The following is a 14260-nucleotide window of genomic DNA, read 5'->3' on the forward strand; positions in this document are numbered from 1 at the left end:
CATTGACCGGATAGTGCGTACATGTGCTGAACGGACCGGGGGTACGATCCTGACGCCTCTCTCAATGTCGAGTACACAGGAGTCAGAGATCGTGAGCGTCACCCAACAGCCCGTAGCGGCCCGCGCGCAGTCGCCGGACCGACTCGGCTTCGTGGTCTTCATCACGGCGGCGGCCGCGCTCGGCGGCTTCCTGTTCGGCTACGACAGCTCGGTGATCAACGGCGCCGTCTCCGGCATCCAGGCCCGGTTCGGGATCGGGGACGGCGTCACCGGGCTGATCGTCTCCTCCGCGCTGCTCGGCTCCGCGGTGGGCGCCGCCCTGGCCGGCCGGTTCGCCGACCGCTACGGCCGGATCCGGGTGATGAAGGCCGCCGCCGTGCTGTTCGCGCTCAGCGCCGTCGGCTCGATGCTGCCCTTCTCCGCCTGGGACCTCGCCGCCTGGCGCGTCCTCGGCGGCGCCGCGATCGGCATCGCCTCGGTGATCGCCCCGACCTACATCGCCGAGGTCGCCCCGACCCGGTACCGCGGCCGGCTCGCCTCCTTCCAGCAGGCCGCCATCGTGCTCGGCATCGCCGTCTCCCAGCTGGTCAACTGGGTGCTCGCCGAGGCCGCGGACGGCGACACCCGCGGCAGCCTGCTCGGTCTGGAGGCCTGGCAGTGGATGCTCGGCATCTGCGTGCTGCCGGCGGTGCTCTACTTCGTGATGTCGGCGATGATCCCGGAGTCCCCGCGTTTCCTGATCTCCGCCGGACGGCTGGACGAGGCCCGCTCGGTGCTCCGCGACGTCGAGGGCGAGGGGACGGACACCGACGCCCGGATCGCCGAGATCCGCGGCCTGATCGCCTCCGACCACCGGCCGCGCTTCCGCGACCTGCTCGGCGGCCGGGCCGGCCTGCTGCCGATCGTCTGGGTCGGCATCGGCCTCTCGGTCTTCCAGCAGCTCGTCGGCATCAACGTGATCTTCTACTACTCGTCGATCCTCTGGCAGTCCGTCGGCATCGACCAGAGCAACTCGCTGATGATCAGCTTCATCGGCTCGGTGATCAACATCGCCGGTACCGCGATCGCCGTCCTGCTGGTCGACCGGATCGGGCGCAAGCCGCTCGCCCTGATCGGCTCGGCCGGCATGGCGGTCACCCTCGGCGCCGCCGCCTGGGCCTTCTCCTCCGCCACCGGCACCGGCGACGACGTGACCCTGCCCGACCTGCAGGGCACGGTGGCGCTCGTCTCGGCCAACCTGTTCGTACTGTTCTTCGCGCTCTCCTGGGGCGTCGTCGTCTGGGTCATGCTCGGCGAGATGTTCCCCAACCGGATCCGGGCCGCCGCGCTCTCCGTCGCGGCCTCCGCGCAGTGGCTGGCCAACTGGGCGATCACCGTGTCGTTCCCGGCGATGTCCCGCTGGAACCTCTCGGCGACCTACGCCCTGTACGCGGCGTTCGCGCTCGGCTCGGTCGTCTTCGTGGCGCGCTTCATGAAGGAGACCAAGGGGATCCGCCTGGAGGACATGGGCTGATCCGGCCGGCCCACCGGCCACCGAGGGGCGTCCGCGGGTGCGGGCGCCCTTCGCCGTGTCCGGCCGGCAGCACCTGCGACGGGGCTGGGGCACCTTAGCGCTCGCCGTGGCGGGCCGCGGCACAATCGCGCACTCTCCGCGCACGGTCCGGCACATCCGGTACCCATGACGCCAGGGAGGGAGCGTCCTTGATCTTCCGTCGGCTGAGCACCACCCGCAGACCCGCCGCGGCCTGCCCGTACGCCCACCAGCACGTGCCGCAGGCCCCGGCGGCACCCGTCCCCGCCGCGCCACCGCCACCGGTGGACGCGCTGGTGGGCGGGGCCGTCGCCTTCGTCCGCCAGTTCCACCGCGAGCAGCCGGGCACCGGCGACCCCGCCCCGCGGGTCCGCCAGGTGCTCGCCGAGATCGAACGGACCGGCAGCTACCGGCACACCGCCGAGGAGCTCGCCTTCGGCGCCCGGGTGGCCTGGCGCAACGCCGCCCGGTGCATCGGCCGTCTCTACTGGCGCAGCCTCGTCGTCCGCGACCTGCGGCACGTCGACACCCCGGACGCGATGGCCGAGGAGTGCTTCGAGCACTTGCGGACGGCCACCAACGGCGGCCGGATCCGGCCGGTGATCTCCGTCTTCGCCCCGGACCGCCCGGGGCGGCCCGCACCGCGCATCCTCAACCAGCAGCTGGTCCGCTATGCCGGCCACCCCGACGGGGCGGGCGGCTGGACCGGCGACCCGGCCGGTGCCGCGCTCGCCGGACGGGCCCGGGACCTCGGCTGGAAGTGCGGCGAGGACCGGTTCGACGTACTGCCGCTGATGATCCGGCAACGGCCGGACGAGGAGCCGCGCTGGTACGAGCTGCCGGACGACGCGGTACTGGAGGTTCCGCTGCGGCACCCCGAGCACGCGTGGTTCGCCGGACTCGGCCTGCGCTGGTACGCCGTACCGGCGATCAGCGACATGACCCTGGAGATCGGCGGCGTCCGGTACCCGGCGGCCCCGTTCAACGGCTGGTACATGGGGACGGAGATCGGCGCCCGGAACCTGGCCGACGCCGACCGGTACGACATGCTCGGCGAGGTGGCCCGGCGGCTCGGCCTCGACACCGGGTCGGAGCGGACGCTCTGGCGGGACCGGGCGCTCGTCGAACTGAACGTGGCCGTCCTGCACTCGTACGAGCGGGCGGGGGTCACCATGGCGGACCACCACACGGAGTCGGCCCGGTTCCTGGCGCACGTGGCCCGCGAGCAGCGGCACGGGCGGCCCGTACCGGCGGACTGGAGCTGGATCGTGCCGCCGGTCTCGGGCGGGCTGACGCCCGTGTACCACCGGTACTACGACCCGGTCGACCCGGACCTGCGGCCGGCCTTCCTGGCCAGGGACGAGGGGGCGCCCTGAGCGGCGCCGAAAATCGCTGGCCGGGAGGCTGACGGGTGGTCACAATGCGCGGGTGGATCAGAGCGTGCAGCGCAGCGTGACGGCAGTGGTGACCTTCGGCGGCGAACGGCTGGGGGAGGTCGGGCCGTTCCCGGTGGACCATCCGCGCTGGCAGGAGGTCGGGCCGGTCGCGCGGGGGCTGGAGCAGCGGCTCGGGGTGCCGGTGCTGGTGCTGCGCCTGGTGTCCGTGACCGGCGGGGAGGCCGGGCGGGGCGGGCACGTGGTGTACCACGCGGAGGCGCTGCGCCGGCCGGAGGCCGTGCTCGACGAGGGGTCCGTCCGGCTGGCGGAGGACCCGCAGCGGGCGGCCTGGGCCACCCCCGGGGGCCTGCGGGCCGCGCTGGACTGGGCCGAGGAGGCGCTCCGCGCCTGCGGCCGCCCGGCGATCGGCCCGGCCGAGCAGGTGAAGAGCTGGAACCTGTCGGGTCTGGTCCGGATCCCCACCGCGGGCGGGCCGGTCTGGCTGAAGACCACGCCGCCGTTCGGCACGGACGAGCACCGGCCGATCGCCCTGGTCGCCTCGGTGGACCCGGGGCTGGTACCGGGGGTGATCGCCGCGGCGCCCGGCCGGCTGCTGCTGGAGCACGTGCCGGGCGAGGACTGCTGGGGCCTGCCCGAGGACGCCATGCTGGACGCGGTCGGGCGGACGGTCGCCGTGCAGGCCGGGCTGGCCGCGGAGCTGGCCGCCGACCCCGCGGCGCACGGGCTGCGCGACCGCTCGCCGCGGCGGGTGCTGGAGCAGGCCGCGGAGCTGCTGCCCCGGCTGGACGACCTGTCGGCGCAGGAGCGGGAACGGGCCCGCGCACTGCTGGACGCCCTGCCCGCGGTGATCGACGCGCTGGACGCCTGCAGGCTGCCGCTCACCCTGGTGCACGGCGACTTCCACCCGGGCAACTACCGCTCGGACGGCCGCGCCACGGTGCTGGTCGACTTCTCGGACGCCTTCTTCGGGCATCCGGCCTTCGACGGGCTGCGGCCGCGGGACTTCCTCGGCGAGCAGCGCTGGGCGGACGTCCGGGGCCTGTGGGCGGCGGCCTGGTCGGCCGCCGCCCCGGGCTCGGACCCGCTGCACGCACTGGAGCTCGCGGCACCGCTGGTGCACCTGGGCTACGCCGTCCGCTACCAGGAGTTCCTGGACGGGATCGAGCACAGCGAGCGGATCTACCACGAGGGCGATCCGGCCTCCGAGGTGCGGGCCGCACTGGCGGCGGCCGACGCCCTCAGTGTCCCGGGCCGTTGAGCAGCCGGCAGACGAAGTCCTCCTCGACGGCCCGCAGTTGCGCGAGCAGGGCGGGCCGGGTGCGCTGACTGATCTGCTCGGTGACGGAGACCGTCACCGCGCGGCGGCCGTCCGGGGTGGCCGCCGCGAACTGGGTGTAGCCGGCGGTGTTGCCGGTGTGGCCGTACACGACGCCGCAGCGGGTGGTGTAGCGGAAGAGGGCGAGCCCGGCCGCGTTGGTGCCGGGCCCGGCGGGTTCGGACGCGCCGGGCACCCAGTCCGTCTGCTGCTGCCGGGTCGGGGGCGTCAGGAAGCCGTCGCCGCCGTAGGCCCGGATGAAGGCGGACAGGTCGGCCGGGGTGGAGACGATGCCGCCCGAGGCCCAGGCGCCGGAGGCGCCGAACAGGGTGGAGACGTCCTCCGGCGGGTCGGGCGGGACGACGTCGTAGCCGTGCAGGTACGGCTCGGGCAGTTCGTAGCCGCGCGGCAGGGTGGTCTCGGTCAGGCCGAGCGGGCGGGTCACCAGGCGGGCGAGGAGCCGCTCGTACGGGCGGCCGGTCGCGGCCTCGGCCATCAGGGCGGCCGCGGTGTTGTCCGAGTTGGAGTACCGGTACTGCGTGCCGGGGGCGAAGCCCAGCGGCTGGTCGAAGACGTAGTCCAGCAGGTGGTGCGGGTCGAAGACGTGGTGCGGGTCGGCGGTGATGACGGCCCGGAAGGCGGCCGACTCGCTGTAGTCGGGCAGGCCACTGGTGTGCTGGAGCAGCTGGCGCAGCGTCACCGCGTGCCAGGCGACGGGCAGGTCGGGCAGCCGTTCGCCGATGGTGTCGTCCAGACCGAGGACACCGCGGTCGACCAGCCGCAGGGTGACGGCGCCGCTGAAGGCCTTGGCGGCGCTGGCGATCCGCATGTGGTCGGTGGTGCGGGGCCGGCGGCCGGTGCCGATCTCGGCGGTGCCGGCCCGGTGGACCTCGGTGCGGTCGCCGTACCGCAGGACGGCGATGGCACCGGGCGGGCCGCCGGGGGCGGTGACCAGCTCGCGCAGTGCGCGGTCGGGCGACGGGCCGTCCTGGCCGCCTCCGTGGCCGCCGGCCAGCGCGGTGCCGGGCAGCAGGCCGGTCAGGGCGAGGGCCGCGGCCAGGACGGCGGCGGGGCGCAGGGGCCGGCGGCGGGTGCGGGCCGGGCGGGGCGGTGGCTGCACGGTGGGCTCCGGGTGGACGGACCGAGGGGACAGCAGCCAGTGATGACCGCCCGTCGGAGCGGGCAAACGCATGGGACGCGGGTGTGACCCGTTGGGGCGTGCGGGGCGCGCCGCCGAGGTCTCGCTACCCTTCCCGGCCGGTGGCGGGGTGGCGGAGGGCGAGGCCGTCGAGGAGGGCTGCGAGGCCGGTCTCGAAGGCGCCCTCGTCGATCGCGCGGCGGTGTTCGGCGAGCAGGTGGGCCTCGCCGAGGTGGGGGTAGTCGGCGGCGTAGACGGCGGCGTCCTCGGGGAAGCCGCCGGCGAAGGAGCCGAGGGCGGAGCCGGTGATGAAGTAGCGCATCAGGGCGCCGATCCGGGTGGCCTGGCCGCGCGGCCAGCCGGCGTCCACGAGGCAGCCGAAGACGGCGTCGGCGAGGCGCAGCGCGTTGGGGCGCCGGCCGGGGCCCTGGGCGAGCACGGGGACGACGTTGGGGTGGGCTGCGAGGGCGGCGCGGTAGCTGCGGGCCCAGTCGCGCAGGGCGGTGCTCCAGTCCTCCGGTGCGTCGAACATCGACAGGTCGACCTCGCCCATCACGCTGTCGACGACGGCGTCGAGGAGGTCGTCCTTGGTGGCGAAGTGGTTGTAGAGGGAGGGCCCGCTGACCGAGAGCTCGGTGGCGAGGCGGCGGGTGGAGAGCGCGTCCAGGCCGTCGGCGTCGACCAGGGAGAGCGCGGCGGCGACGATCCGCTCGCGGCTGAGCAGCGGGGTGCGCGGGCGGGCCATGCGGTCGCGGCCTCCGATCGGGTGGGGTGTCGCACATTCTTGCAGGCGGCCCTTCCGCGGGCGGCGCGGTGGGGCTACGCTCCCATTAAAACTTGCACTGCTAGTTTATGGAGCGTCCGCCGCCATGGATCTTGAGCTGTCCGAGGAGCAGGCCGCCGTCCGCGACCTCGCCGCGGCCTTCACCGACCGCGAGATCGTGCCGCACGCGGCCGCCTGGGACCGCGCCGAGTCCGTGGACCGCGGCATCGTCGGCGAGCTCGGCAAGATCGGCTTCCTCGGCCTGACGATCCCCGAGGAGTACGGCGGCAGCGGCGGCGACCACCTGGCGTACTGCCTGGTGCTGGAGGAGCTCGGCCGCGGCGACTCCGCGGTGCGCGGCATCGTCTCCGTCTCGCTCGGCCTGGTCGGCAAGTCGATCGCCGGGTACGGCACCGAGGAGCAGAAGCGGGCCTGGCTGCCCCGGCTCACCGCCGGCGAGGCGCTCGGCTGCTTCGCCCTCACCGAGCCCGGCACCGGCTCCGACGCCGCGAACCTGACCACCCGGGCCGTCCGCGACGGCGGCGACTGGCTGATCACCGGCGGCAAGACGTTCATCACCAACGGCACCTGGGCCGAGGTCGCCCTGGTCTTCGCCCGCACCGGCGAGCCGGGCCACCGGGGCATCACCGCCTTCCTGGTGGAGACCGGCCTGCCCGGCTTCGAGCGGCGCACGATCCACGGCAAGCTCGGGCTGCGCGGCCAGGCCACCGCCGAGCTCGTGCTCGACGGCGTCCGGGTGCCGGACAGCGCCCGGCTCGGCGCCGAGGGGCAGGGCTTCCGGGTCGCGATGTCCGCGCTCGCCAAGGGCCGGATGTCGGTCGCGGCCGGCTGCGTCGGCATCGCCCGGGCCTGCCTGGAGGCCGCCGTGAAGTACGCCGGCGAGCGCGAGCAGTTCGGCAAGCCGATCGCCTCCCACCAGCTGGTGCAGGAGCTGCTCGCCGACATCGCCGTCGACGTCGAGGCGTCCCGGCTGCTCACCTGGAGGGTCGCCGACCTGATCGAGCGCGGCCTGCCCTTCGCCACCGAGTCCTCCACCGCCAAGCTGTACGCCAGCGAGGCGGCGGTGCGCGCCGCCAACAACGCCCTGCAGGTGTTCGGCGGCTACGGCTTCATCGACGAGTACCCCGTCGGCAAGTACCTGCGCGACGCGCGGGTCATGACCCTCTACGAGGGCACCAGCCAGATCCACAAGCTGCTGATCGGGCGATCCCTGACCGGCATCAACGCGTTCTAGAACCCACGAGAACAGGAGCCCGACGAAGTGCGTCCCGTCTACTTCGCCGCCGCCCGCCGCACCCCGATCGGGCGGCTGCGCGGTGCGCTGTCCACCGTCCGGCCCGACGACCTGTCGGCCGCCGTCCTCGCCGGCCTGCTGGCCGACGTGCCGCAGCTCGACCCGGCCCTCATCGACGACGTCTACTGGGGCGCCGCCAACCAGGCCGGCGAGGACAACCGCAACGCCGCCCGGATGGCCGTGCTGCTCGCCGGACTGCCCGACAGCATCCCCGGCGCCACCGTCAACCGGCTGTGCGCGTCCGGCATGGAGGCCGTCACCAGCGCCGCCCGGACGATCGGCTCCGGCGAGGCCGAGGTCGTCGTCGCCGGCGGCTGCGAGTCGATGACCCGCGCCCCCTTCGTGCTGCCCCGCCCCGACGAGGCGATGCCGCACCGGATGGAGACCTTCGACACCCGGCTCGGCTGGCGGCTCACCAATCCGCGTATGAAGGAGCTGCACGGCGTCCTCTCCATGGGCGAGACCGCGGAGGAGGTCGCCGCGCGGTTCGGCGTCACCCGCGAGCAGCAGGACGCCTTCGCGCTGCGCAGCCACCAGCGGGCCGCCGCCGCCCGCAAGGACGGCCACTTCGACGCCGAACTGCTGCCGGTCGTCCGGCCGGACGGGGTCACCGTCTCCGAGGACGAGTCGATCCGCGAGGACACCACCCTGGAGAAGCTGGCCCGCCTCAAGCCGGTCTTCCGGGCCGGCGGCACCGTCACCGCCGGCAACGCCTCGCCGATGAACGACGGCGCCGCCGCCCTGCTGCTGGTCTCCGAGGAGGCGCTCGGCCGGCTCGGCCTGGAGCCGCTCGGCCGCTACGTGGCCGGCGCCTCGGCCGGTGTGCACCCGGACGTCATGGGCATCGGCCCCGTCCCCGCCACCCGCAAGGTGCTGGCCCGGGCCGGCTGGCAGGTCGGCGACGTCGAGGAGGCCGAGTTCAACGAGGCCTTCGCGGCCCAGGCGCTCGCCTGCGTCGACGAGCTCGGCTTCGACCACGACCTGGTCAACCCGAGCGGCGGAGCCATCGCGCTCGGCCACCCGCTGGGCGGCTCCGGCGCCCGCATCCTCACCACCCTGCTGCACCGGATGCGCCGGACCGGCGCCCGGCGCGGCCTGGCCACCATGTGCGTCGGTGTCGGACAGGGCACCGCCGTACTCGTCGAGAAGAACTGAGGGCAGATCAGATGACGCGATTCGCAGGCAAGGTCGCCGTGGTGACCGGCGCCGCCCAGGGCATCGGCGCGGCCACCGCCGCCCGGCTCGCCGAGGAGGGCGCGGCCGTGGCCGTCGTCGACCTCACCGCCGAGCGGGCGCAGGCCACCGTCGACGCCATCAACGCCAAGGGCGGCACCGCCCGCGCGTACGGCTGCGACGTGGCCGACTACGACGCGGTGGAGGCCGTCTTCGCGCAGGTCGTCGAGGACCTCGGGGCGCTGCACGTCCTGATCAACAACGCCGGCATCACCCGGGACAACCTGTTCTTCAAGATGGCGAAGAACGACTGGGACGCCGTCCTCACCGTCAACCTCACCAGCGCCTACAACTGCAGCCACGTGGCGCAGAAGTACATGGTGAAGCAGAAGTACGGCAAGATCGTCTCGCTGAGCTCGCGCTCGGCGCTCGGCAACCGCGGCCAGGCCAACTACGCCGCCGCCAAGGCCGGCATCCAGGGCCTCACCGCCACCCTGGCGATCGAGCTCGGCCCGTTCAACATCAACGTGAACGCGGTCGCCCCCGGCTACATCGCCACCGCGATGACCGCCTCCACCGCCGAGCGGGTCGGCGCCTCCGCCGAGGACCACCAGGCGATGGCGGCCGAGCGGACCCCGCTGCGGCGGGTCGGCCAGCCGGAGGAGGTCGCCTCGGTGGTCGCCTTCCTGGCCAGCGAGGACGCCTCGTACGTGAGCGGACAGACCCTCTACATCAACGGCGGCGCCCGCTGACGGGAGCCGTCGCCCGCCTCGGAACGGCCGCCCCCGCGGTCCCGGCCGCGGACGGAATTACCCAAATCGGGGACGGCCTTTACCCGATCCGGTGGCCCAGTGCGGTGGGGGCGACGGCCCCGGGGTGACTATGGATCAACGGGCCCGGGCCCGGTGGGATGTGGGGTGCCGACCGACCGGTCGGCACCCCTCCACCGAGGAGTCCCATGGGCACGCATCCCGTCACCGCGGGTTCCCGCTCCACCGTCCGGGCGCTCGCGCTGCTCGCCGTCGGGGCCACCGCCCTGGCCGGCGGCACCGCCGTCGCCCGGCCGGCCGCCGGGTCCGCCCTCAGCGGGCCGTCCGTCCACGTCCGGCCCGCGTCGACCGGCCACATCAGCGCGGCCGGCCGCACCGCCCCGATATCCACCGCCGAGTGCGTCGCACAGATCGGCATCCACTGCTACTCGCCGTTGCAGTACCGCACCGCCTACAACCTCGACCCGCTGTACCGGCAGGGCGTCACCGGCAAGGGCCGGACGATCGTCATCGTCGACTCCTTCGGCTCCCCGACGATCCAGCACGACCTGGAGGTGTTCGACAAGCAGTGGGGGCTGCCCGACACCAACGTCGAGGTGGTCAAGTGGGGCGACGTGCCGCCCTTCGACCCCACCAACGGGGACCACACCGGCTGGGCCGGCGAGACCACCCTCGACGTCGAGTACGCCCACGCGATCGCCCCCGACGCACACATCGTGCTGGTCGAGACCGGCGTCGCCGAGACCGAGGGCGTCACCGGCCTGCCGGAGATGATGGACGCCGAGAAGGCGATGATCCGCTCCGGCCGCGCCGACGTGATCTCGCAGAGCTTCGGCGCCACCGAGAACACCTTCCCCGGCTTCGACAAGCACGACTTCTCGTCGATCGAGAAGCTGCGGTACGCCTTCAAGGACGCCGCCGCCCGGAACGTCACCGTGCTCGCCGCCTCCGGCGACAACGGCGCGACCGACGCCATGGAGAACGGCTCCGACCTGTACCCGTACAAGGTCAACTCCTGGCCGTCCGCGGACCCGCTGGTCACCTCCGTCGGCGGCACCCAGCTCACCCTGGACGACAAGGGCGTCCGCACCGCACCCGACAAGGTCTGGCACGACGACTACGGCGCGGCCGGCGGCGGCGTCTCCGGCGTCTTCGAGCGCCCCTGGTACCAGGCCGGCGTCGCGAAGGTGACGGGCAACCACCGCGGCACCCCGGACATCTCGATGAGCGCCGCCGTCGACGGCGCGGCCTGGACGTACGAGTCGTACGACCCGACCCGGGTCGGCTGGCACCTCACCGGCGGCACCAGCGAGGCCACCCCGATCTTCTCGGGCGTCGTCGCGCTCGCCGACCAGCTCGCCGGGCACCGCCTCGGCCAGCTGAACTGGCGGATGTACGGCCTGGCGATGCTGCCCGCCAAGTGGAGCGGCATCAACGACGTCACCGCGGGCGACAACTCCTGGGACAAGGTGACGGGCTACCAGGCGGCCCCCGGCTACGACCTGGCCTCCGGCCTCGGCACGGTGGACGGCACCCGCTTCGTGCACGCGCTCGCCGGGCACTGACCCGTCCCGCACGACCCGCCGACACCTGCACGACCTGAACGACCTGCCCGACCGGGCCGTCCCGCCGCTGCCGGCGGGGCGGCCCCGCGGCGTCCGCGGGGTCCGGCCGTGCGTCAGCCCTCGGCGGCCGCCGCGGCCAGCTTGGCGAGGTAGCGCTCCGCCGCCCGCAGCTTGCGGCCGTCCGGGCCCGGCAGGTGGGCCCGCAGTTCGATGATCTCCGGGGCGATCCTGATCGCCTCGGCCGGGTCGGCCACCGCGCGCCAGCAGGCCTCGGCGTTGGTCGCCGCCCGCTGGGTCTCCGGGTCCTCCGCGCCGGCGGTGCCCAGCAGCGCCAGCGCCACCTCGCGGTACAGGTCGGCCGCCAGCACCGTACGGCCCGCCAGCCGGGAGACGTGCGCACGGACCTGACGGACCTGGAGCACCTCCGGCGCGGCCGTGCCGTGCGCGGCCACCGCCTCCTCCTCCAGGGCGAGGGCGAGTTCGGCGGCGGTGTCGTGCTCACCCGCGTCGGCGGCCCGGACGATCCGGCCCACCGCGTCCCGGTAGTCCGCCACCGGCTCCCGGGCCGGCTCCGCGGCCTGTTCAACGGCGTCGGCGACTGCTTCTGCGGCCGGGGCCGCCTCGGCGCCGGCCTGCTTGCCGAGTTCGACCCGGTCCGTCCGCTTGCCCAGCACGACCCGCGCCGGCGGTGTGCCGGGGGCGGTGCCGGACACCTCGGGCACCGCGAGCGCCTCGGCCGGCGCGGCCGTCTCCGGCGCGAGCGCGGGCGGGTCGCCGGGCAGCCGCTTGAGCAGCGACACCGGGCGGGCCGGACGCGGCGGCGTGGGCGGCACCCCCGGCTTCAGCAGCGAGACCGGGCCGCGCGGTACCGTCTCCTGCTGCGTCTTCGCCAGCGTGATCCGCGGCGCGGCGGCCGCCGGTGCCGCCGGGCGGGGCCGCCCGGGGCGGGCCCCCGGCCGCTTCGGCTGGACGGCCGACGGGCGGGGCGACTCGTTGAGCCGGGCCTCGGTGGAGGTGTCGCCGATCTGCCGGGAGGTGTTGCGGAAGACCGGTCGGTCCTGGGCGTGCGACTGGAGGACGGCGGCCTCCGGCCGGAGCACCGAGTGCACCTGCCGGCGCAGCTCCTCGGGGGCGAGTACCGGCCCGGCGCCCGGGACGCCGACGTGCAGCACCTCGATCAGGGCACGGGTGAACGTGCCGACCTGGTCCGGGTCCGGGTTGACCACGGCCCACAGCGGCACGCCGTCGGTGAGCGGCGAGATCGTGCTCTGCACCAGCGGCCAGGCGGTCTGGTCGGCGCTCAGGTCGCCGACGACGAGGGTGTCCCACTCCTGCGGGCGGTGCTGCAGCTCCGCGGCGACGGCGTGCCAGGGCAGGGTGTCGTGCGAGCGGGCGTCACGCAGCGTCAGGAAGAGCTGTTCGCCGCGGCGGTCGGTGACCAGGTGGCCGCCGATGTGGACGAGCAGCGGGCCCGGGTGCCGGGCGGCGGCACGCAGGTGGGCGAGGACGGTCTGCGGGTCGCCGGCACCGGGCAGGTGGACGGCGTCGACCGCGTCCGAGGCGAGCAGGACGTGCGGGGAGACCGCCGCCAGCATCGCGGAGAGCACCGGTGCCTGCGCACTGCCGCGGCCCCAGGGCCGGCGGCCGGTGCTGCCGTAACCCCCTCGACGACCAGGATCCGGCCGCGCAGGCCGGCGCCGAATCCGCGCAGCTGCGGGGCCGCCGGCAGGCCGGCGGGCGCCTGGCCGGGCGGGACGGCCGGGCCGGACGGGGCCGCGGGCACGGGCGGCGGCGCGGGTGCCGGGCCGGGCGGCTGCTGGGGCTGCTGGGGCTGCTGGGGCTGCTGGGGCTGCTGGGGCTGCTGGGGCTGCTGGGGCTGCTGGGGCTGCTGCGACGGTACGGGCGGCAGGGTGATGGCCGGCATGGTCGCCGTCCAGCCGGTGTGCGGCATGGGCGCGGGCGGCTCCGCCTGCTCCTCGCCGGGCCGGTACGCGGACGGCCGCGCGGGCGTGTCCGTGTCGAACGGTCTCCGCTCGCCACCGCCGGAGGCCGCTGTCACGTCCGCCACGCCCGGTCACCGCCCCGCCCCGCCGCCCGCCGCGGCCTCGCCCTTGCCAGCGCGATGCCCTCCACCGCGCACGATTTCGCCACCATACGGGGTGATCCCCGGCCGGTTCCAGGCCGGGTCGGGATCACCACCCGGGCGGGTGGCGGGGCCGTCGGTCCGTCAGTAGGTCACGGTGATCCGGCGGGCGGGGCCGTCCACCCGGACGGTGCCGCCGTAGGGGATCACCACCTGCGGGTCGGTGTGACCGAGGTCGACGTCGAACACGGCCATGGTGTCCGGTGCGTAGGCGGCCAGGGCGCGCAGGACCGCCTCGCGCTGTTCGGCCCGGTGCGCGGCACGCTGCCCGGCGTCGTTCGGCCGGTCGAAGGACCACGCCTTCGCCCGGCCCATCAGCAGCGCCGGGAAGCGGGCGAGCAGACCGCGCTCGCCCATGTTGCGCAGGATCCGGAACACCTCCTCGCCGGACGGGAGTTCCTCGGAGGTCTCCAGGAAGAGCACGCACCCCTCGTACGCCTCCGGGCTGCGGATCCCCCGGTCGGCCATCAGCAGCCAGCCGAGGATCTCCAGATTGCCGCCCCAGCTGATCCCCTCGACCACCCGCTCGGGCCGGTGCCAGGTCCAGCCCTCGGAGGGCTGCATCGGCGCCTCGGACTCGAAGGTCGCCGGCTCCTGCCAGGGCCGGTCGATGTCGTTGAACTCCGTGGGCTCGGCCAGTTCGTACGGGCCGGAGGTGAAGAGCGCGGCACGGGCCGAGGCCCCGGTGACGGGATGCAGGGCGCCCGGGCGGCCGAACTCGGTCATCACGCTCGCGCCGTGGTAGCCGACGATGCCGAGGTTCCACAGGTGGGTCAGCAGGTTGGTGTTGTCGCTGAACCCGAAGAACGGCTTCGGATTGGCGCGGATCAGCCCGTCGTCCAGGTGCGGCAGCACGGTGATCTGGTCGTCGCCGCCGATGCTGGCGATCACGGCCTTGATCTCCGGGTCGGCGAAGGCCGCGTGGATGTCGGCGGCCCGCTCCTGCGGCGAGCAGCCCATCCGCCGGGTGGTCGGGTACTCCACCGGCTTCAGGCCGAACTCCTCGGCCAGACGGCGCAGACCGAGGTCGAAGGGCAGCGGCAGGACGGCCGGCAGCCCGGAGGACGGCGAGAGGATCGCCACCCGGTCACCGGGCTTCGGCTTGGGCGGGTACGCAGGAACTGTCATGCCCCGATCGTAGGTTCGGCCG

The 14260-nt window shown here is 74.6% G+C and carries 11 protein-coding genes; 7 read left to right on the forward strand and 4 right to left on the reverse strand.

Annotation, left to right across the window (positions count from 1 at the left end; all coding sequences use genetic code 11):
• Positions 1-64: 64 nt before the first annotated feature.
• From IE98_RS0105910 to IE98_RS0105920, 3 genes are all read left to right on the forward strand, one after another.
• Positions 65-1513, forward strand: coding sequence for a sugar porter family MFS transporter (locus IE98_RS0105910; protein ID WP_078660797.1), 1449 nt, complete (start codon positions 65-67; stop codon positions 1511-1513).
• A gap of 188 nt (positions 1514-1701) precedes the next feature.
• Positions 1702-2907: a nitric oxide synthase oxygenase gene (locus IE98_RS0105915; RefSeq protein ID WP_106976522.1), complete on the forward strand. Its 1206-nt coding sequence runs from the start codon at positions 1702-1704 to the stop codon at positions 2905-2907.
• A gap of 52 nt (positions 2908-2959) precedes the next feature.
• Positions 2960-4186, forward strand: a complete 1227-nt coding sequence (locus IE98_RS0105920) for an aminoglycoside phosphotransferase family protein (protein ID WP_234443422.1) — start codon at positions 2960-2962, stop codon at positions 4184-4186.
• On the opposite strand, the gene IE98_RS0105925 is transcribed toward IE98_RS0105920, so the two are convergent.
• Together IE98_RS0105925 and IE98_RS0105930 are read right to left on the reverse strand one after the other, a co-directional pair.
• A complete protein-coding gene (locus IE98_RS0105925) occupies positions 4167-5363 on the reverse strand; it encodes a serine hydrolase domain-containing protein (protein WP_234443423.1) in 1197 nt (398 codons plus the stop codon). The genes IE98_RS0105920 and IE98_RS0105925 overlap by 20 nt on opposite strands.
• 124 nt (positions 5364-5487) lie before the next feature.
• A complete protein-coding gene (locus tag IE98_RS0105930) occupies positions 5488-6126 on the reverse strand; it encodes a TetR/AcrR family transcriptional regulator (RefSeq protein ID WP_030265258.1) in 639 nt (212 codons plus the stop codon).
• A gap of 124 nt (positions 6127-6250) precedes the next feature.
• Here IE98_RS0105930 and IE98_RS0105935 point away from each other — a divergent pair, with 124 nt between their 5' ends.
• The 4 genes from IE98_RS0105935 to IE98_RS0105950 all read left to right on the forward strand — a co-directional run bounded on the left by IE98_RS0105935 (position 6251) and on the right by IE98_RS0105950 (position 10967).
• On the forward strand, positions 6251-7399 hold the full coding sequence (locus IE98_RS0105935) for an acyl-CoA dehydrogenase family protein (protein WP_030265260.1): 1149 nt from the start codon (positions 6251-6253) through the stop codon (positions 7397-7399).
• A 27-nt stretch (positions 7400-7426) separates the two neighbouring features.
• On the forward strand, positions 7427-8614 hold the full coding sequence (locus IE98_RS0105940; protein ID WP_030265261.1) for a thiolase family protein: 1188 nt from the start codon (positions 7427-7429) through the stop codon (positions 8612-8614).
• 11 nt (positions 8615-8625) lie between these two features.
• Positions 8626-9384, forward strand: coding sequence for a 3-oxoacyl-ACP reductase FabG (gene fabG, locus IE98_RS0105945; RefSeq protein WP_030265263.1), 759 nt, complete (start codon positions 8626-8628; stop codon positions 9382-9384).
• A 206-nt stretch (positions 9385-9590) separates the two neighbouring features.
• A complete protein-coding gene (locus IE98_RS0105950; protein ID WP_030265266.1) occupies positions 9591-10967 on the forward strand; it encodes a S53 family peptidase in 1377 nt (458 codons plus the stop codon).
• A 113-nt stretch (positions 10968-11080) separates the two neighbouring features.
• Here IE98_RS0105950 and IE98_RS0105955 read toward each other — a convergent pair whose 3' ends face one another.
• A complete protein-coding gene (locus tag IE98_RS0105955; RefSeq protein ID WP_159400838.1) occupies positions 11081-12574 on the reverse strand; it encodes a hypothetical protein in 1494 nt (497 codons plus the stop codon).
• Positions 12575-13194: 620 nt separating this feature from the next.
• Positions 13195-14238, reverse strand: coding sequence for a S66 family peptidase (locus IE98_RS0105960; RefSeq protein WP_030265277.1), 1044 nt, complete (start codon positions 14236-14238; stop codon positions 13195-13197).
• Positions 14239-14260: the final 22 nt, after the last annotated feature.

This window comes from Streptomyces sp. NRRL B-24484 (genome assembly GCF_000717715.1).
Classification (GTDB): domain Bacteria; phylum Actinomycetota; class Actinomycetes; order Streptomycetales; family Streptomycetaceae; genus Kitasatospora.